Annotated in this window: 13 protein-coding genes; all 13 read right to left on the reverse strand. The window is 41.7% G+C overall.

Annotation, left to right across the window (positions count from 1 at the left end; translation table 11 throughout):
* Positions 1–117 precede the first annotated feature (117 nt).
* The 13 genes from mutS to fis all read right to left on the reverse strand — a co-directional run bounded on the left by mutS (position 118) and on the right by fis (position 19,981).
* Positions 118–2,754, reverse strand: coding sequence for a DNA mismatch repair protein MutS (mutS, locus tag ACE01R_RS10450; protein WP_395551042.1), 2,637 nt, complete (start codon positions 2,752–2,754; stop codon positions 118–120).
* Between the two features lie 334 nt (positions 2,755–3,088).
* Complete coding sequence (locus ACE01R_RS10455; RefSeq protein ID WP_395551043.1) at positions 3,089–5,098, reverse strand: esterase/lipase family protein; 2,010 nt, start codon at positions 5,096–5,098, stop codon at positions 3,089–3,091.
* Positions 5,099–5,230: 132 nt separating this feature from the next.
* Entirely contained in the window at positions 5,231–6,145 is a 915-nt protein-coding gene (locus ACE01R_RS10460) for an ABUW_2363 family tetratricopeptide repeat lipoprotein (RefSeq protein ID WP_395551044.1), read from the reverse strand.
* Between the two features lie 112 nt (positions 6,146–6,257).
* Positions 6,258–7,067 carry a serine O-acetyltransferase gene (cysE, locus tag ACE01R_RS10465; protein ID WP_395551045.1) on the reverse strand — a complete coding sequence of 270 codons (810 nt, stop codon included), beginning with the start codon at positions 7,065–7,067 and terminating at the stop codon, positions 6,258–6,260.
* A complete protein-coding gene (locus ACE01R_RS10470; RefSeq protein WP_395551046.1) occupies positions 7,060–7,917 on the reverse strand; it encodes an RNA methyltransferase in 858 nt (285 codons plus the stop codon). The genes cysE and ACE01R_RS10470 overlap by 8 nt, the downstream gene beginning before the upstream one ends.
* Positions 7,918–7,950: 33 nt before the next feature.
* Entirely contained in the window at positions 7,951–11,520 is a 3,570-nt protein-coding gene (gene dnaE, locus ACE01R_RS10475) for a DNA polymerase III subunit alpha (protein ID WP_395551047.1), read from the reverse strand.
* 239 nt (positions 11,521–11,759) lie between these two features.
* Complete coding sequence (locus tag ACE01R_RS10480; RefSeq protein ID WP_395551048.1) at positions 11,760–12,455, reverse strand: methionine ABC transporter permease; 696 nt, start codon at positions 12,453–12,455, stop codon at positions 11,760–11,762.
* Positions 12,452–13,477 carry a methionine ABC transporter ATP-binding protein gene (locus tag ACE01R_RS10485; protein WP_312160003.1) on the reverse strand — a complete coding sequence of 342 codons (1,026 nt, stop codon included), beginning with the start codon at positions 13,475–13,477 and terminating at the stop codon, positions 12,452–12,454. The genes ACE01R_RS10480 and ACE01R_RS10485 overlap by 4 nt, the downstream gene beginning before the upstream one ends.
* Positions 13,478–13,550: 73 nt before the next feature.
* Entirely contained in the window at positions 13,551–14,423 is an 873-nt protein-coding gene (locus tag ACE01R_RS10490; protein WP_395551049.1) for a MetQ/NlpA family ABC transporter substrate-binding protein, read from the reverse strand.
* Positions 14,424–15,321: 898 nt separating this feature from the next.
* Positions 15,322–16,236 carry a hypothetical protein gene (locus ACE01R_RS10495; RefSeq protein WP_395551050.1) on the reverse strand — a complete coding sequence of 305 codons (915 nt, stop codon included), beginning with the start codon at positions 16,234–16,236 and terminating at the stop codon, positions 15,322–15,324.
* A 392-nt stretch (positions 16,237–16,628) separates the two neighbouring features.
* Positions 16,629–17,912: a phosphoribosylamine--glycine ligase gene (purD, locus tag ACE01R_RS10500; protein ID WP_395551051.1), complete on the reverse strand. Its 1,284-nt coding sequence runs from the start codon at positions 17,910–17,912 to the stop codon at positions 16,629–16,631.
* Positions 17,913–18,042: 130 nt separating this feature from the next.
* Entirely contained in the window at positions 18,043–19,617 is a 1,575-nt protein-coding gene (purH, locus tag ACE01R_RS10505; RefSeq protein WP_395551052.1) for a bifunctional phosphoribosylaminoimidazolecarboxamide formyltransferase/IMP cyclohydrolase, read from the reverse strand.
* Positions 19,618–19,711: 94 nt separating this feature from the next.
* Positions 19,712–19,981, reverse strand: a complete 270-nt coding sequence (gene fis / locus ACE01R_RS10510; RefSeq protein WP_001086304.1) for a DNA-binding transcriptional regulator Fis — start codon at positions 19,979–19,981, stop codon at positions 19,712–19,714.
* Between the last annotated feature and the right edge of the window lie 369 nt (positions 19,982–20,350).

Genomic DNA, 20,350 nt, shown 5'->3' on the forward strand with positions numbered 1-20,350 from the left:
TTGATATTTATTATATATAAGGCTGTTAATTTTGCTAAAAACTGAACATATCCTTAAAAATATGTAATAAATGAAAAAGACTTCTATTTAGAAGTCTTTTTCTGCTGCAGATTTTAATCAGCTTTCCAAGGCATCTTTTAAAGCATAAATCTGTTGTAAGGCTTCACGCGGTGACAGACTATCTACATCCAGCGATCTTAACAGATTCAGGGCAGGCACATCTTTTTCAATTTCCACTACACGCTCAATGATTTCAATAGCAGGTTCATCAACTACACTAAACAGATCATTTTGTACTGCTTTATTGATCTGTTGATGTTGCTGTTTTTCCAGAATCTTTAACCGGTTTTGCGCTTCTTTAATCACGCTGGCAGGAATACCAGCCAGTTTGGCCACCTGTAAGCCATGACTTTGACTGGCAGGACCGTGTTGAACCTTGTGCAGCAGAATTAAATTACCGTTCAGTTCCTTGGCTGTGACATGATAATTATCAATCCCAGATTCCTTGCCCAGTTCGGTCAATTCAAAATAATGAGTCGCAAATAGGCACAGGCATTTAATCCGTTTGCTCAGGTCAATAACACAGGCCCAAGCCAAAGACAGGCCATCGTAAGTACTGGTTCCGCGTCCGACTTCATCCATCAGTACCAAAGACTGATTGGTGGCATGATGCAGAATTTGTGATGTTTCGGTCATTTCCACCATAAAGGTTGATTTGCCAGTAGACAAGTCATCTGCTGAGCCAATACGGGTAAATACACGGTCAATCGGACCTAATACAGCAGACTTGGCAGGTACATAGCATCCACAATAGGCCAGTAAACTGATCAGCGCGGTTTGACGCATAAAGGTCGATTTACCGCCCATATTTGGCCCGGTTACAATGGCCATACGATGGTTATAATCTAAAGTCGTGTCATTGGGGGTAAAGGCAGTTTTATTTAAAGCTTCTACCACGGGATGGCGACCTGCAACAATTTTCACCCCGATTTCAGGGCTGAATTCTGGGCGTGACCAGTTGCGTAAACGGGCTTGATGGGCAAAATTGGCCAGCATGTCAATCTGTGCAATGGCACTGCTCATCATCTGTAAATTGCCGATGTCTTGACGTAGTTCATCCAGCAGTATTTCAAATAGCATTTTTTCACGTGCGAGGGCACGTGATTCACTCGACAGTACTTTATCTTCAAAAGATTTTAGTTCTGGCGTGATATAACGCTCGGCATTTTTCAAGGTCTGGCGACGGATGTAATGATCTGGTGCCTGCTCGGCTTGGGCGCGGGTCAGTTCAATATAGTAGCCACTGACACGGTTATAGCCAATTTTCAGGGTTGAAATGCCGGTGTTGGTACGTTCTTGAGTTTCCAGATCAATAAGGAACTGGCCCGCGTAATCACGGATTTTACGCAGCTCATCCAGTTCACTGTCAAAGCCTTCTGCAATGACATTACCATCACGTAATAAAACAGGAGGATTTTCGACAATGGCGGACATCAGACGTTGATGCAGACCGTGGAAATCACCCAGTTCATCATTTAATTGTTGAATAAGTAACGATTGCTTGGCCTGGGTAATCGGCTGAATGGCATGGCGTAATAGAGGAATCTGTGCACAGGCTTGACGCAGTTGTACCAGATCACGTGGACGTGCACTGCCTAGGGCGACACGACTCAGCACGCGTTCAATATCACTAATGTCTTTCAGGACCAAACGAATAGGGGATTCATGATAGCCGTTGAGCATAGCAGCAATGGCATCCAAACGGGCATCCAGTATTTTGGTGTCGCGTAAAGGCTGCATCAGTGTGCGGCTGAGCAGTCGGCCACCCATAGCAGTCTGGCAGTCATTAATCAGTTGGAACAGGGATGTACCATGTTCAAATAGAGGTTCAACCAGTTCCAGATTGCGACGCGTGACCGGATCTAAAGCAATAAAGTCACTGCTTTGTTCCAGCTGAATCGAGCGAATATGCGGTAAAGCTGTCTTCTGAGTTTCTTTGGCATAATGAATCAGTGCTGCAGCAGCGGCTTTGGCCAGCGGTAAATGGTCAATCCCAAAGCCGGACAGGGTAGATACCGCAAACTGATCACATAAGGTTTTTTGTGCATTGTTCAGGTTGAAATCGACATTGGGACGGCGGGTCACCGGGCAGTCGAGCTGTTTTTTAATCTGCTCAATAATATTGGGATCAACAATGTCTTCATCAACCACAATCTCGCTTGGCATTAAACGTGAAAGCTCAATTGCGAGTTGCTCTTGTTGGAACTCCTGTTGTTGTACCTTGAAAATACCGGCACTCAAATCCAGCAATGCGATACCAATCTGACCTTGCTGTAGACAGAGTGCCACAAGATTGGAAGACTGATGACTGTTCAATAGAGCATCATCGGTCAGGGTGCCAGGAGTAATAATCCGCACTACACCACGTTCAACCGGACCTTTACCGGTAACCTCACCTAGCTGTTCGCAAATGACCACGGTTTCGCCTTTTTTGACCAGACGGGCCAAATAGCCTTCAGCGGCATGATAGGGAACGCCTGCCATGGGAATCGGTTCACCATTTGCCTTGCCACGGTGGGTTAAGGTAATCCCCAATAATTTGGCTGCTTTATGGGCATCGTCAAAAAACAGTTCATAAAAGTCACCCATGCGATAAAACATCAGGGAGTGTGGATGCTGCATTTTGACGCTCATGTACTGCTGCATCATCGGCGTTAAAGTGGAAGGATCAGCCATGATTTCCGGGTAACTCATTGAGATAAAATCCTTAAATATTTAAATACATCTAATCGTTAAAAACTTGGCTGTCTCACCAATTTCAAATGTGTGCATGAAACGATAATCGTTAAATCCTAGACTTTGGCTTTGTTCTTGTTGTTATTTTCAAGCCAAGCTGATCTATGAAAGAACTGAGTTTCATTTGCTCGGACATCTTATCAAATTTGTATGAATAGCGAAAAATGCTTTGCAGTAAATGGGTAAAAAATAGGACAACAGAGGCTCAGATTTTTATCCTGGTTGGGGATCCATCGACAACCTAAGTTCTATATGACATTGTCGATGGAGATGGCCTGAGTGCAGCCTTGAACTAAGGCTTATATAAACCTAATTGCACCAGATGCAGTCTTAAAATTCGGCGCAATTCCAAAACAGCTTCGGGTGTTTCCTGAATGGAGTGATCACCTTTGATGATTTTTTCTGAAACAGCACCATTCAGATGGGCACTGCGATAAGGTACCACATCATCCGTAATGACATTCAGGTCATCACTTCCCGTTACATTGCCCATAATGGAGTGAAACGTCAGGCCTTTGCGTGGATTGATATCTTTGGTGAGCTCCATAAATTTAGATTGATGGCTTAAATCACTTGGCCCGTTCTGAATCAGGCCATTGTCGATTTGCTGCATCAAATCTTTAAAATCCAAATCTTGATTTTGAAGCGTATCGCCTATTGCAGAGAGAAAGGCTCCGGGAATTCGAATAATTTTACGTGCAGCTTTGGTAAACCAGCGATCAGCATAATCCGTGCCTTTATGTGGAGCTGCTAGAAAAATTGCACGACTAAAATTCGGAATATCTTTCATCACTAAGCGCTGCGAAATGATCGGCAATTTCTGATATTTATTGAGCTGGCGGTTGTTCATCATGGCCAGGGCTTTTTTAGTCACATCGGCATCACTCACCAATAGCCGGGCAATGATCCCCCCCATGCTATGTCCAACTAGGACGGCATTCTTTTTTGCCGATGCTTTGGCATCGACTTGGGAAAATGCCTGAGTCAGCAGAGCATAAATCTGGAAGCGACTTTCAATAATGGGCATATTGGTTGAGTAGAATACTTGCCAGACCTGATAGTGTTCGCGCAATACCGGGTCGCCCATAATGTCGTTGGTCAATCGAATCCAGGCTTCAGGGCTGCTGGCTAAACCATGGACCAAGACAATGATTTTTTTATTCGGGTTGTACGGTTCCAGCATATATAAATGCGGCATGGTGAGATGATCATCACGATCGATCAGGGTTAAGTAAGCCGCTTTAACCAGATTGTTTTGTGCTAACCAAAGGCCATATGGCGTGGAAAAGTTGGCAGCCAGCGGATAGGTTTTACCAGCTAACTTGACCTGTTCGTATTTGTAGGGATCAAAGGCTTTAATTTCAAATTCGGCATTATTTAAAATGTCGTTGACATTACTGGCGGATTTAGGCTGAGCAGTCAGGGTTGCCGCTAAATAGCGTGCCTGATGAATATTCGGATTGATGCCATTTTTATAGCTAAAATTGATGGGGTCGATAATATATTTATTTTTACCTTCGCCAATATCATCTTTTACTTGTGGCAACACTACGACGAATTCTGACCCAAAACCATCGCGACGGTTAATCGAACGTAAACCGGAAAAGTTCAGATTATAGCTGGAGAGCAGTTGCTCAATTTTTTGTTGTTTGAGCTGTGGATAGTCATCAAAGTTGATGTTGTAAATACTCTTGCCGACTTTAATTTTTGGTTCTACAGCTGTGGGCTTATAACGTAAAGCATAGGCGGAAACCAGTTTGGCTAAGGACAAATTATAGAAGTCACGGATTTGAACTTGCCGGTTGTCAAAAATACGGTCTTGTGGACCACGTTTGGTTTTAAACATGTAGGCATAACTATAGCGAATGCTTTTATCCAGCATATACAGTTGCTGATCCAGACATTTTTCATAAGTCGCTTGTTGTAATTTTTGTTTTTCTTCAGATTTGGTGCTAGTCAAAATGCTAACTTTGCAATCAGATGATTTTTCAAATTCCAGTGCCTTGGATAAATAGATTTCACTTGCGGTCGACAGCAGTTGTTCATCCTGAATCTGTGGAATTTGTTGCAGTTCCTGAATACATTGATCCGGTTGATCCGAGCAGATTTTAGCTTCACGCCCGGTCATCGACAGCACATTTAAACTGGCTTCACTTAATTTACTGCGGGTGAGGATACTTTCACGTTCATTGGCAATCGTGACATTGATGGCTTGGTTTTTAACACTGACGATTTGACAACCTGTAAGTAGAAAACTACTCAGGAGAGAGGCAAATAAAACCTGATATATTTGTTTTGGCATAAAGAGTGTCTACGTTCAGTATTTATTTGAGTTTTGTTCATCATACGATAATTCATCTAATTTTCAATTCACTGAAATAAAAAATAGACCGTACTGGACGGCCTATTTTAAGTGTGACTGCAAAATAAAGGATTAAGGCGCTTTAGCTGGATTCAGTACTTGCCATACATTCCAGCGACCTTGCTTTTCAATTTCGGCAATTAAACGGTCAGCCACTTCAGCTTCTTGCGGGTATTTCGCTTTGTAATTTTTCAATACCTGAATGGCATTTTTCTTTTGTTCCATGGCAATGTAATTGTTTGCCGCGGATAAATACGCTTCCTGTACACCTGCTTTCATGGCTTTGTCTAAATAAGGAATGGCTTCACGTTGACCACCACCTTCAGATAAACCAAAGCCAAACCAGAAGTTTGCTTCGGCATCTTCTTTGTTAATTTTTAATATGCGCTGTGCATAGGTTAAAGATTTTGTGGTATAGACTGAACCCAAGTCCAGGTTGCGGGCCATCACACTGGCTTTAAATGCACGGATCAACACATCAAAAGAAGCATTGTCTTTAGATGCCAGGGTATCAAGCTGTTGAGTCACTTCTTTGAGTTTGGCTTCAAAGCCTTTACGTTCCTGACGTTCGGTAAAACGTGGTGGATAATGGCGTGCCTTGCCTTCTACCAACTGCAAAAAGTCATCAATTTCGGTGATATCAAATTCATTATCACCCGCCATAACGGCATATTTTACATTACGTTGTTTGCTGTTTACGGTAGGAATGATCAGCTTGTTGACATCAAGCGTCACTTTTTTAGTCGGGTTACTTGGCAACGTGACTTCCATTTTTGTTACAGGCTGTGCAGCAGCTTTTTGTAATGCAATTTCAAATGGAGGTGGTGCATCATAGTTGAATGGATTCAGCGCATAGAATGGAGCAGTCAATTCAGGTTCAGTAAAAATGATCGGTGCATTCGAATTTTTATCTTTTGTTGGTGTCGAGCTACACGCTGAGAGTAAAGAAACAGCAATCAATGTACATGCCAAAGGCTTAAGGGTCATAGGGCTCATCCGTTCATTTAATTTTAAAAATTAATCAATAGGTATGTTCCTGAGTCTAAAAAAACTCTCAGGAACATACAAGTAAGGGCTTGTTAAGATTCAGAACAGTCCGTCAGGCTTTGGATTGACTACTTTGCGCTTCGCATTCACGGCGCACATCTTCAATAATTTTAAGTTCTTCAACACTAAAAGGCTGTTCATTTTGCTGCTGTTTTTTAAAGGTGGGATCGAGCAGGGATAAACGCTGGCATAAGGTGTTCATGCGTTTTTCATTGAGCTGAATCCGGTCAAGCAGCACACGCATGCCATCCAGAATCGGATCTGACTGGTCTTGTGTGGCAGCATAAGGCTGGAAGCCAATACTTTCCGCATAGTCACGACGACGTGCTTCTTCAGCATCCTTCGGCTGGTCTTTGGTAATGAAGCGCGCAGGATTACCTACAGCAGTCGTATTCGGCGGTACTGCTTTGGTCACCACCGCATTGGAACCGACTTTGGCATTTTTACCCACGGTAAAGGGGCCCAGAATTTTGGCACCTGCACCGACCACCACACCATCTTCCAGTGTTGGGTGACGCTTGCCTTTGTTCCAGGTGGTACCACCGAGGGTGACGCCGTGATAGAGCGTGACGTCATCACCAATTTCAGCAGTTTCACCAATTACCACACCCATGCCATGGTCGATAAAGAAACGGCGACCGATTTTGGCACCCGGGTGAATTTCAATACCGGTTGCAAAACGGCTAAAAGAAGACAGCAGGCGCGCAGAGCCTTTACACTCTTTTTGCCAAAGTTCATGGGCAATACGGTGCATGATCAGCGCATGAATGCCCGGATAGGTAGTGAGAACTTCTAAAGTGTTTCGTGCTGCAGGATCGCGCGCGAATACAGCTTGTATGTCTTCTTTGAGCTGTTTAAGCATTAGGTTGATCCTCTGAAGAATCGGTTGTTTTGTCTGTAGATTTTTCCCATGTACCATTATTCAATGCTTGTACACGGCTAAAGATGCCACGCAGTAAATGATATTCCATACGATCTAATTGTATACGTCCAAATAAACGACGCAAGCGTAAAGGCAATAATCGTGGGTTTTTCGGGTCCATAAATTCAATTTCGGCCAGCATTTTTTCAATATGCGGGTAAAACTGTTCCATCTGTTCATGCGTTACCAAAGGCTCATCCCACTGCATGTCAATGTCATCGGTGACATGCATGGTGGCTTTAGGGTCTTCCGCCTGTTCGGTCAATGCCATGGCGGCCATGCGCATTTCATAGCAAATCACCTGAATGGCTTGAGCAACATTCAGTACGCCATAATCACTATTGACCGGAATGGTGACATGATAATTGGCCATCGCCAGTTCTTCATTGGTCAGGCCACGATCTTCACGCCCAAATACAATCGCGATTTCCTGTTTGTCCTTTACCACAGCCTGCAATGATTTTTCCGCAGCCGGGCGGGCATCGAGTAAAGGCCAGGGAATGGTGCGGTTACGTGCACTGGTGCCAAAGACCAGATGACAATCCTTAATGGCTTCTTGCAAAGTCGGCACAATTTCAATCTGTTCAATCAGATCGGTTGCGCCTGCGGCCAGTGCATCAATATCAGGATGCGGATAGATTTTAGGCTCTACCAGTACCAGCTTGGATAGCCCCATGGTTTTCATGGCGCGTAATGCACTGCCGATATTGGCAGGCAAGGTAGTATTGACCATGACAATACGCACATGAGAGAGATGTGCGGAAACCACAGCATTGTCAACTTGACTCATAAGGTGTCCGATTTGAATTTAAATATTTAAAAATTAAGAATATTGACTGGCTTCAGCCTGATACATATCCATCGCTTCATCCATGCTCACATTGGCTGGAGGCGGCGGGACATTCGCAGGCATGGCCTGCTCATAACTCACAGCTTTGGCCGCCTTGGATTTGACCTGATATTCAATATGAATCATATCTTTACCAAAATAGTCACGTAATTTCGTCAGCAACTCATCCAGTGGGGCCACCTTCCAATTCAGGCCCAGGTTGATATCAGCAGAGGCATAAGGATAATCAATGTGTAATTGCATCGGGATATGATTGCACATATCGACATTACAGAACGGGGTTAATATTTTGCGTAAATCCTGACTCAATGCAGGGTTTAGATGTTCAGTGTTCAGCTTGATTTGAATGCTGTTGGCACGTTTTTGACGGATTTCATTCAGGCTAAAGGCTTTGGTCAGGCGTCCCATAGGACGGTCAAAACCTTCACGTTCGTAAATTTCGCCTTCAATTACCACCACTTTTTCATTTTGAATGATGTCTTTAAAGCGTTGGAAGCGTTCATGATTGGCCGACACTTCAATACGTGCGGTACCATCATCCAGAGTGACCATCATGCGGTTCGGGAAATTGGCGACATCGACCACCAGACCGGCGAATACGGTGGTTACTCCACGACGAGTCGGGGTGAGTTCATTGATTCTGACTGGAATAAAGGATTTGAGTTCCAGGCGATACACATCAATCGGATGTCCGGTTAAGTACAGTCCCAAAGTATCTTTTTCACCTTTGAGGCGAACTTCATCTGACCACGGTTTAACCGGTTTTGATGGTTTACGTTGAACTTCCTCAACTTCACCGAATAAATCCATGATGCCTGATTCACGGTTCGAACGTGCCTGTTCAGCCGCTTGAACCGCTTCAGGAAGTTGTGCCATGAGGTCAGCACGTTCAATGCCCAAACAGTCCATCGCACCTGCACGGATGAGTGCTTCAAGGGTACGTTTATTGATTTTTTTCAAATCTACACGGTGGCAGAAATCAAACAAATCTTTATAAGGACCATCCTGTATGCGCGAATCAATCACCGACTGCATGGCCTGTTCACCCACACCTTTAATTGCACCTAAACCATAGACAATGGTATTTGCACTGCTGGCATGGAAGTTATACAAAGACATATTGATGGATGGGGGAAGAACCTCCAAACTATTAATACGGCAGTCATCAATCAGGAACACAATGTTGTCGGTGTTCTGCATTTCCGAGGTCATCACCGCGGACATAAATTCAGCAGGATAATGCGCTTTTAACCATGCCGTCTGATAGGCAACAAGGGCATAGGCTGCGGCATGCGATTTGTTAAAACCATAGCCGGCGAATTTTTCCATATAGTCAAAGATATGGTTGGCAGTCGCTTCATCAATATCTTTTTCAGCGGCACCCTTAATAAAGATTTGACGCTGCTTGACCATTTCCTCAGGTTTTTTCTTACCCATGGCACGGCGCAGCAAATCCGCACCACCCAGACTATAACCGGCACAGAACTGTGCCGCCTGCATTACCTGTTCCTGATACACCATAATCCCGTAAGTCGGTTCCAACACACCTTCTAATAATGGGTGCAGATATTCAAACTCACCACCATGCATACGGTGAATAAAGTCAGGAATCAGGTCCATTGGACCTGGACGGTACAAGGACACGAAGGCAATAATTTCTTCGAATTTGCTTGGACGTGCTTCCTTGAGCATTTTTTTCATGCCCACGGATTCAAACTGGAATACCGCTGTGGTATTGGCGGTCGCAAATACCTCATAGGCCGGTTTGTCATCCAGTGGAATATAGGAAATATTGACCGGTTCAGTGACATCCGGACGCGCATTAATATGCTTAATCGCATCTTCAATTACGGTTAAGTTACGCAGACCCAAGAAGTCGAACTTGACCAGACCAGCCGCTTCGACATCGTCCTTATCGAACTGGGCAACGCGGTTAGTCCCATCGGCATCACACATCACGGCTGAGTAGTCGGTCAGCTTGGTCGGTGCAATGACCACACCACCGGCATGTTTACCGGTATTACGGGTAATCCCTTCAAGTTTGAGTGCCATTTCCCAGATTTCAGCGGCATCGTCATTATCCGGGTTAGACGGATTGGTGACGATATCCTTGAGCTGAGGTTCTGCTTCAATCGATTCTTCCAGACTCAAACCCAAAGGCTTAGTCGGAATCATTTTTGAAATACGGTCAGCCAAACCATAGGATTTGCCTAAAACACGTGCCACGTCTCGAATCGCACCTTTGGCCGCCATGGTTCCGAAAGTGGCAATCTGCGATACTGCTTCACGTCCATAGGTACGTGCCACGTAGTCAATGACACGGTCACGACCGGCAATACAGAAATCGACGTCAAAGTCGGGCATCGATACACGTTCCGGGTTCAAGAAACGTTCGAACAGCAGGTCGTAACGTAGAGGATCCAGATCGGTAATTTTTAAGCTATAAGCCACAAGTGAACCGGCACCCGAACCACGGCCGGGTCCAACAGGTACACCGTTACCTTTGGACCACTGAATGAAGTCCATCACGATCAGGAAGTAACCTGGGAAACCCATGTCGAGAATAATCTTCACTTCGAAGGCGAGACGCTCGTCATAAGGTTTACGGATTTCAGGCCAGTCTTCACCACGCTTTTCGGGCGGATACAAGAAATTTAAGCGTTCTTCCAGACCTTGTTCAGATAAATGGGCAAAGTAGGTATCAATGGTGTGACCTTCCGGAATCGGGTAGTCCGGCAAGTCATTAAAGCCTAAACGCAGGGTAACGTTACAACGTTTGGCTATATGGTAGGTATTTTCAATCGCGGTCGGAATGTCTGAAAATAATTCAGTCATTTCTAGCGAATTTTTGAAATATTGTTCTGGGCTATAGGTTTTAGGACGACGGTTATCGCCTAGCACATAACCATCGGCAATACAGACACGTGCTTCATGCGCTTCGAAATCTTCACGGCTAATAAAGTGCACATCGTTATGCGCAACCACGCCAATATTGTATTTTTTAGCGAGTTTAACGGCTTCTTCAATAAAGGCATCTTCATCGGGGCGCTGAGTACGACTCAAAGCCAAATAAACCCGATTGCCGAATTTTTCAATCCACTCCTGAAGTAGGGGTTCAGCCTTATCTGGATTTGAGGTGATCAGCATTTTGCCGACATCAGATTGCATGCCCAATAGCACAATCAGGTCTTGATGCTGATTGAGAATCCAGTCTTTTTGCACACAAGGAATATCGAGTTGCTGACCGCTGATAAAGCCTTCTGAAACCAGTTCGGTCAGATTGCGCCAGCCTTTATTGGTCATCGACAACAATGTCACACGGTGTTCAGCATTATTCAGGCGAATTTCTGAACCTAAAATGGGTTTAATGCCTTTATCGAGACATTTTTTATAGAATTTTACCGCAGCATGTAGGTTGGATAAGTCGGTAATCGCCAATGCTGGCATTTCATCATTTGCAGCAGCTTTAATAAGATCAGATATACGTACGATAGATTCTGTAATTGAAAATTCTGTATGTATACCAAGATGAACAAAGTGCATAAATGAGTCCCTGCAAAAACCACTGGATAGTTTAGCATGCTCTAGGAAAAGTCATGGATTATTATTTAGCTAATTCAAGTTCAAAATTGATTTTTTAGTGAGATGGATAGGTGATCAAAGCCATGTTAGTAGGTTAAATGATTTTGCATCACTGCATATAAATTGGAAGTGAAGCTGTATTTCAAGCCTAATTCTGGATATAAAAAAGCCCTCAATTGAGGGCATCAGATAAGGGTGTTTTATCTTAATCGTGACAGCCATTCACCAAAGGTTTGCACAAATTGCACTAGCAATAACAGCACAATCACGGTCAAAATGACCACGCTGGTATCGAAACGCTGGTAACCATAGGAAATGGCCAGATCGCCAATACCACCGGCACCCACGGCACCGGCCATCGCCGTTGCACCAATCAGGCTAATGGTGGCTGTAGTCAGGTTTAAAATCAGGGAGCTGCGTGCTTCAGGCAAAATAAACTTGAAAATAATTTGCAGTGGTGAAGCACCCATCGCTTGCGCTGATTCGATAATACCTTCATTTACTTCAAGCAATGAAGTTTCAATCAATCGACCCATATAAGGACCAATATAAATGGTCAGTGGCACAATTGCTGCCCATGTACCAATCGATGTGCCCACCAGCAATTTGGTCAGTGGAATAAAGGCAATCAGCAGGATAATAAACGGCAATGAACGCAGCGCATTTACAATCGGGTTTAAGCCATGATAAATCACCCGGTTTGGCAGAATGCCGTCAGGACGGGTCACCAGCAAAATGATGGCCTGGATAAAACCCCAGATACAACCGAACAGCATGGCAAAAAACACCATATGCATGGTTTCTTGCAGTGCGGTAACAAACTGGTCAATCGAAAGTGAGCTTTTCCAATACGGTGCGGTAATTTCTGTCAGCCATTGAACAATTAAATCTCTCATGCGCTGACTCCAGACTGTTCAACTTTGACACCATTTTGCTGGAAAAATGCAACAGTCTGTTCAATCACCGCAGGATCACCTAAAAGCTGTACAAACATTTGTCCAATCACTGAACCGTTAATTTCAGTCATATTGGCAAACAGGATATTCAAGCTGATATCAAACTGTTTAATGGCTGCCTGAACCACGGTTTCTTGTGCAGAAGTTCCGAGGAATTGCAAGCTATAAATACTGTTATGATTTTGATTTTCCAGGTTTTGTAGAATATTAACAGGAAGTTGCTGCTGCAAAACGGTCTGAATAAAATTCTTCGTGGTTGGATGCTGTGGCTGACTAAAAATTTCCAGCGTCGAACCCGTTTCGATCACCTGACCTTGTTCCATGACCGCAACATAATCACACACAGTTTCAATGACATCCATTTCATGGGTCACCATGACAATGGTAATGCCTTGTTCCTTATTAATCTTTTTAAGCAAATCTAGAACAGATTTGGTGGTTTGCGGATCCAGTGCCGAGGTCGCTTCATCACAGAGTAAAATTTTAGGATGATTGGCAAGGGCACGGGCAATACCTACACGCTGTTTTTGACCGCCAGAGAGTTCATCCGGATAAGCATCTTTTTTATGCTTAAGATCAATAAACTCGAGCAATTCCGCTAAACGTTTTTCACGCTCGGCTTTGCTCCAGCCCAACAGTTTCATTGGCATTTCGATATTGGCTGCGACAGTTTTGCTCTGCAACAAATTAAAATGCTGAAAGATCATACCGATGTTGGCACGTTCCTGACGTAATGAACGTGCATCCAATGCAGTAAAATCTTTTTGATTAATGATGACTTGACCATCATTTGGTCGTTCGAGCAAATTAATCAGGCGGATTAAGGTACTTTTACCCGCACCACTATAGCCAATAATGCCAAAAATACTGCCATCTGGAATCTGTAAATTAATTTGATCCAAGGCACGAATTGTTTGACCTTTAAGCTGATAGTGTTTTGAAATATTTTTAAATTCAATCATATGGTCAAAAACTATCTATAAAAAGAAAAACAGGCAAAGAAACTTTGCCTGTTTAGATAACCCAATTATATTACTATTTTGCTTCAGTGAGATAGCTAATCGGTTTATTTACGTCAACTTTGGTGCCACCAAATTTTTCCTGAACAAATTTTTTCACTGCTTCAGTGTGGTAAAGCGCGCCTACTTTTTGTAGCACAGGGTCATTTTGACGGTCAGCTGCAACAGCAAGAATGTTGACATTCATTTTGGTGCTCTGGTCGATAGGCTCATAATAAATAGAGTCTTTCAGCACATTTAAGCCACCTTCCATTGCCAAGGTATTACCCAATACAATTGCATCGACTTCGTCTTTTACACGTACAGCAGTTGCCATCTGGATTGGTTTAATCACAATTTTCTTATTGTTTTCAATAATGTCGGAAGGTGTACCTTTCACATTGTCAAAATTAGGTTTTAATTTTACCAAACCGGCAGATTGAAGTAACAATAATGCACGTGATTCATTTGCACCATCGTTAGGAATGGCAATGGTTGCACCTGTTTTGAACTCATCCAGTTTCTTCACTTTACTTGAGTAAATACCCATTGGTTCCAGGTAAGTGGTAGAAAGCGGAGCAATCTTGTCTTTATTGGATTCGTTGAAAGCAACCAGATAGGCATACGATTGGAAGGCATTTACATCAATTTCTTTATTGGCTACAGCAGTGTTCATAGACACATAGTCAGTGAAGTTTTTCACTTCAAGCTTAATGCCGGCAGCTTTGGTTTCCGGAAGGGTAGCAATATAACGCCAAACTTCAGCATCCGAACCTGTAGACGCCATAGTGACAGTTTGTACTGCCGCAGAATCTTTATTTTGAGCAGCATCAGATGCAGGCGCTTCTTGTTTGCCGCAGCCAGCTAAGCCAACGGATAAGCCTAGTACAAGACCAAGGAGCTTTTTCATGTATTCATCCTAAGTAAATTTAAATTTGGCTTTAAATTTACGAATCTATTGTATTGAGAGATTAAATCAAGCTTGAATCAGTAAAAACCGATTGATGCATACGACTTTAAAATGACCTGAAATTCAATGCAATCAGATATCAGTCGCATCACCTAATCAATGCAAAGCTGTGAATAGCAAGTCTCGCTGTATCCAAAGCAGCTTTGTTCATTCAGGCTAACTTTAAATTTGGGTAATGATAGCAATTTTTTATTATGCATAATAGTGATTATAAATCTGATACTTAGCTTAATTTTGCATAAGAAAGTGATATATTTTAATAAATTAACTCATAAAACAATAGATTAAATTTATTGCAATGAATAAAACTGATAATTAAAAGAATTTTGTTTCTATATAAATTTTTAGAAAATACAAAGATGCAAAATGGATAAGTGCTAATTTGATATTTTTAATATTGTTTCTTCACGTTTACGAAGTCTTGTTGCTTGAACTCAGGACAAAAAGAATATAGTGAATTGGTTAATGAAGAATAATAGAGGTAGGAGAGGAGTACAGGTTCTTATACGAAATATTGCTTTTAAGAATTGGGTGATTATTGAGGAAATGAAGCGTTGAGAAATCAGAAAAGGGGGGATAATCGACTGCTTTTTTAACAAAATCATTGGTAAAAGATTTTAGTTTTGATTAAAAAAGAAACCAACTTGTTTCGAGATCGGCTTTTTACGATTTTTTATGTTGAATTTAAATCAATAAGTAATTGATAATTAAATTAATATACAAGTGTACTTAGTGTAGTCACCATTATGTTAAATAATCATATTTCAAAGAAGAAGCAACTTATAAAAAGATTTCTCTATCTACTTTGTGTAGTTCTTATTCTCATAGTTATTTTTTCTTAATTTTCAACGATGGTGCCACAGGCTGTGGCTGTTATATTTCTGACTACTGGATAAGAACTACTCCTTAAGCTTCCTACGCTCCAAAACAAACCATATTTTTGCACTAGCTCTGGTTTGCTTAATGTTAGATTTTGGAATAAGTCCACAATATAAATACCATCTCTACTTCTACCATCTATTTGATCTAGGTGTAACAGTGATATCTCCTTATAATCTAATTGTATTTGTTCCGCAGTTTTTTTCTTATTACTCAAATTCGTTATTCCTGTTTTTTCTTTAATAGATTCACGATCACAACAGAATTTATAAATAGAATAATATGATATCTGATAGTTATTTTTTCCTGTTTTTATAATACTTGACAATGGGGAGATTGAAGCCATAAAAGATTGACTTCCCTCACCGTTAATGATGATAGAATAATTTTTATCTAAGTTTTTTAAATATTTGATATCGACTGTATTATCATTTTTCCATAGGCTTCGTAGGCTGTGATGAAGTTTACTGAAGTCATAACAACGACTAGGTTCTCGCAAACAGGAACGTCTATCAATATATTCAGATATTGTTCCTATCGCAATTATTCCAAAATTTTCTTTAAACGATTTATTAATATTAGATTTTTCCATTATATTAATGATCTTTTCTTTATCGCTTAAATCATATTTAGAAATTAGAATTCTTGAAAATTCATTACGATCCGTATTCTGACTCCATTCTTCTAAATCTTGCACAACAAGATCTGCTCTTAAATTTTGTAGTTTTTCTTTTTCAGTTAAAAATTTTCCTTCTGCTGAACAGTAACCTCGTCTTTCGTTATATTCTTCATATTGCCAAATAATAATTCTTACGACTAAATAAACTAGTAATATCAAAGCACTATAAAATACTATTTTATATGATAATTTCATCGCTAATCCTTTTTGTCATTCAGCAATTTACTTGGTCTTACTTTCTCGATTTCCTTAAACAACGAAAAATTGTACTGGGTAACTAGTTCTTACGATAATGCCCGAACGTGTGATATACATCACTTCATCCGTAATAAAACAATACTGAAAATTATTAAAAAATTACACGTTTTAGAAAAATAAATTATGAAGAATATTTAAAATTAACATAATACACGTTATACCAAATAAATTTTTAGTTATTTAAAAACATGTACTTAAAGTTAGGGTGGAAACGAATTGAATTTTTTAGTGTGAAATATCACATTCACGGACTTAGGTTTAGACTTTAAAAATCTATTTTTGTAAATAAAAAACCCGCACTAGGCGGGTTTTTCACTCAATGAAATCAATCAAGCATTTTCACGTGCAATCGCGCGGTAACCAATATCTTTACGGTATTGAACGCCGTCAAAAGTCACTTTTTGGCAAAGTTCCAAAGCTTTGGCTTGCGCTTCACCAATCGTATTACCAAGTGCAGTCACACAAAGCACACGACCACCCGCAGTGACAATGTCACCATTTTCAAGTGCTTTTGTACCTGCATGGAATACTTTCGCATCAGCCATTTCAGTGTCTAAACCTGAAATGACATCGCCATTGCTAGACGTTTCAGGGTAGCCTTTAGATGCAAGTACAATACCAACAGTTTTACGCTCATCCCATTCAGCTTCAGCAGGAAGGTTACCTGCAATACCTGCTTCAACCAAATCAACTAAAGATGATTTTAAACGCATCATGATAGGTTGAGTTTCAGGGTCGCCAAAACGACAGTTAAACTCGATCACTTTAGGCTGACCTTGGTCATCAATCATCAAGCCTGCATATAAGAAACCAGTGTAAACGTGACCATCTGCTTTCATGCCATCAACAGTTGGACGCATGACTTCTTTCATGACTTTGTCGAATACGTCAGCTGTCACAACCGGAGCTGGAGAGTAAGCACCCATACCGCCAGTGTTCGGGCCTTGGTCACCTTCGAAGATACGTTTGTGATCTTGAGAGGTTGCCATTGGCAAGATGTTGTTGCCATCAATCATACAAATGAAAGATGCTTCTTCACCCGCAAGGAACTCTTCGATCACAACGCGAGAACCAGCATCACCAAATTTGTTGCCTGCAAGCATGTCATCAATCGCATCAAATGCTTCTTGATTGGTCATGGCAACGATCACGCCTTTACCAGCAGCAAGACCATCTGCCTTGATGACGATCGGTGCACCATTCTTTTCAACAAAAGCTTTGGCTGCGTCAACTTCGGTAAATACATCGTAGAACGCAGTTGGAATGTTGTGACGTTTCAAGAAGTGCTTGGCAAATGCTTTTGAGCCTTCAAGCTGTGCAGCAAACTGGGTTGGACCCCAGATTTTAAGATCAGCAGCGCGGCAAGCATCGACTACACCATTTACAAGTGGTGCTTCAGGACCAACGACAATTAAATCAACCGCATTGTTTTTAGCAAAGTCGATAATTGCAGCATTGTCTAAAATATTTAAGGCAACATTTTCGCATTTATTTTCAGTTGCAGAACCTGCATTACCCGGTGCTACAAATACTTTTGCGACTTTGTCATCTTGTGCGATTTTCCATGCCAATGCATGTTCACGACCGCCATTACCCAAAACTAAAATATTCATCGGTTCATACTCCATGAATCGAAAATGACATAAAGTCCTCAGCCTAAAAATAGGAGAGGACTTTATGCAAGATTAGAAATCTATTTGTCTAAATGTAGATGACTTTGTCATTACATTAATATCCAATCACTTAGTGACGGAAGTGACGCATGCCAGTGAAGACCATTGCAATGCCAGCTTCATCAGCAGCAGCAATTGTTTCTTCATCACGCATAGAACCACCCGGTTGGATAATGCATTTGATACCTGCTTTCGCAGCGTTATCAATACCATCACGGAATGGGAAGAATGCATCAGACGCCATTACAGCACCTTCAACCACTAAGCCAGCATGTTCAGCTTTGATTGCAGCAATACGAGCAGAGTTTACACGGCTCATTTGACCTGCGCCGACACCAATGGTTTGACGGCCTTTTGCATATACAATTGCATTTGATTTAACGTATTTCGCAACTTTCCAAGCAAAGATCATGTCATCAATTTCTTGTTCAGTTGGAGCACGTTTAGTCACAACTTTAAGGTCATCTTTAGTGATCATGCCCAAGTCTTGGTCTTGAACTAAAAGACCACCGTTTACGCGTTTGTAATCAAGTTGAGCTTGACGAGCATCAATCGCAGGAAGTTCACCACATACAAGTACACGTACGTTTTTCTTCGCGCCAGTCACTTCAAGCACGCCTTCAGCAATGCTAGGTGCAATGATCACTTCAACGAATTGACGGTCAACAATCGCTTGAGCAGTAGCAACGTCTAATTCGCGGTTGAATGCAATAATGCCACCGAATGCAGATTCAGGGTCTGTTGCATAAGCAAGGTCATAAGCTGCTTTGATACCGTCTAAAGACACTGCAACGCCACATGGGTTTGCGTGTTTTACGATTACACATGCAGGCTTCGCGAATGATTTAACACATTCTAGTGCTGCGTCTGTATCTGCGATGTTGTTATAAGATAATTCTTTACCTTGTAACTGTTTAGCAGTTGAAACAGAAGCTTCAGTTGCTGTTGATTCTACATAGAAAGCAGCTGATTGATGTGGGTTTTCACCGTAACGTAAATCTTGCGCTTTGTTCAATTGAGTATTGAAAGTACGTGCAAACTTGTCAGATTGACCTTCTTCTTTACCTACGCGCGCGCCTAAGTAAGAAGCGATCATGCCATCATATTGTGCAGTATGTTCAAATGCTTTAACGGCTAAATCGAAACGAGTTTCGTAAGATAAAGCGCCATTTGCTTTAAGTTCAGCAACAACTGTTGAATAATCTGATGCGTTTACAACGATACCGACAGATGCATGGTTTTTCGCAGCAGCACGAACCATTGTTGGACCGCCGATGTCGATGTTTTCGATTGCATCAGCAAGTGAACAGTTTGGTTTAGCTACAGTTGCAGCGAAAGGATATAAGTTAACAACAACCAGATCGATCGCATCGATGTTGTGTTCAGCCATCACAGCTTCGTCTAGACCACGACGAGCCAGGATACCACCATGAATTTTCGGATGTAGCGTTTTTACACGGCCGTCCATCATCTCTGGGAAACCAGTGTGCTCTGAAACTTCAACTACGGCAACATTGTTGTCTTTTAACAACTTGTATGTACCACCAGTAGATAAAATTTCTACCCCAAGAGCAGCAAGGTCTTGTGCAAACTCAACAATACCAGTCTTGTCAGAAACAGAGATTAAAGCGCGTTTAATAGTCATGATCTTCGTCACAGTTTTCAAAGGAACAGATTAAAACAAATTAGCAAAATGCAGGTAAAAAAAATGCCTGCGGAAGCCGCAAGCATTTTATCATTTATTCACTCATTAAACCGTGAGCTTTCAACTTTTTACGTAAAGTACCACGGTTTAGTCCGAGAATCTCGGCAGCACGTGTCTGATTACCACGCGTATATTCAAGAACTACAGATAGAAGAGGCTTCTCCATTTCTGCCAGCACCATGTCATACACCTGAGAGGGTTGCTCGCCTTGCAATTGTGCAAAATAATGGCGAACTGCGCGATCTACGTGAATACGAAGAGCGACATCAGATTGTGCAGTAAAAATAGGAGACTTGCTATTCATGCGAATTAATCCGAAAAATCAAATATCACTTGGGTAAAGAGATATATAAAAGTGGTCTATAAAAATTCAATGAGCTCTAGTTTTAGATCCTAAAACTAGAGCTCTAAAACTTGATCATTTAGCTTGCCACAACTCGACGTTTTTGATCGAAATTTAAGCGTAACAATAGATTAATATTTGTTACCACCCAAAATCAAAACAAAAAAATCTACTCTATACGCTATATTTAATAAAGCGCATTTTCAGTTAGACGATTTTGTTGTAAAAATTTTCGAGGAGTTTGCAGCACTAAGCTTTCGTGGCGCGTATCATAGCATTGTCTAAGAAAAAGTGAGCAAGAAAACTGCATTTTTTTTACATTTTTTTGTA

The sequence above is a fragment of the Acinetobacter sp. BSP-28 genome (genome assembly GCF_044130285.1).
In the GTDB taxonomy this organism is placed as follows: Bacteria; Pseudomonadota; Gammaproteobacteria; order Pseudomonadales; family Moraxellaceae; genus Acinetobacter.

Bases quoted from the DNA above. Each gene is read 5' to 3' on its own strand.
- mutS (WP_395551042.1), bottom strand. From the start codon at position 2,754: ATGAGTTACCCGGAAATCATGGCTGATCCTTCCACTTTAACGCCGATG.
- ACE01R_RS10455 (WP_395551043.1), bottom strand. From the start codon at position 5,098: ATGCCAAAACAAATATATCAGGTTTTATTTGCCTCTCTCCTGAGTAGT.
- ACE01R_RS10460 (WP_395551044.1), bottom strand. From the start codon at position 6,145: ATGACCCTTAAGCCTTTGGCATGTACATTGATTGCTGTTTCTTTACTC.
- cysE (WP_395551045.1), bottom strand. From the start codon at position 7,067: ATGCTTAAACAGCTCAAAGAAGACATACAAGCTGTATTCGCGCGCGAT.
- ACE01R_RS10470 (WP_395551046.1), bottom strand. From the start codon at position 7,917: ATGAGTCAAGTTGACAATGCTGTGGTTTCCGCACATCTCTCTCATGTG.
- dnaE (WP_395551047.1), bottom strand. From the start codon at position 11,520: ATGCACTTTGTTCATCTTGGTATACATACAGAATTTTCAATTACAGAA.
- ACE01R_RS10480 (WP_395551048.1), bottom strand. From the start codon at position 12,455: ATGAGAGATTTAATTGTTCAATGGCTGACAGAAATTACCGCACCGTAT.
- ACE01R_RS10485 (WP_312160003.1), bottom strand. From the start codon at position 13,477: ATGATTGAATTTAAAAATATTTCAAAACACTATCAGCTTAAAGGTCAA.
- ACE01R_RS10490 (WP_395551049.1), bottom strand. From the start codon at position 14,423: ATGAAAAAGCTCCTTGGTCTTGTACTAGGCTTATCCGTTGGCTTAGCT.
- ACE01R_RS10495 (WP_395551050.1), bottom strand. From the start codon at position 16,236: ATGAAATTATCATATAAAATAGTATTTTATAGTGCTTTGATATTACTA.
- purD (WP_395551051.1), bottom strand. From the start codon at position 17,912: ATGAATATTTTAGTTTTGGGTAATGGCGGTCGTGAACATGCATTGGCA.
- purH (WP_395551052.1), bottom strand. From the start codon at position 19,617: ATGACTATTAAACGCGCTTTAATCTCTGTTTCTGACAAGACTGGTATT.
- fis (WP_001086304.1), bottom strand. From the start codon at position 19,981: ATGAATAGCAAGTCTCCTATTTTTACTGCACAATCTGATGTCGCTCTT.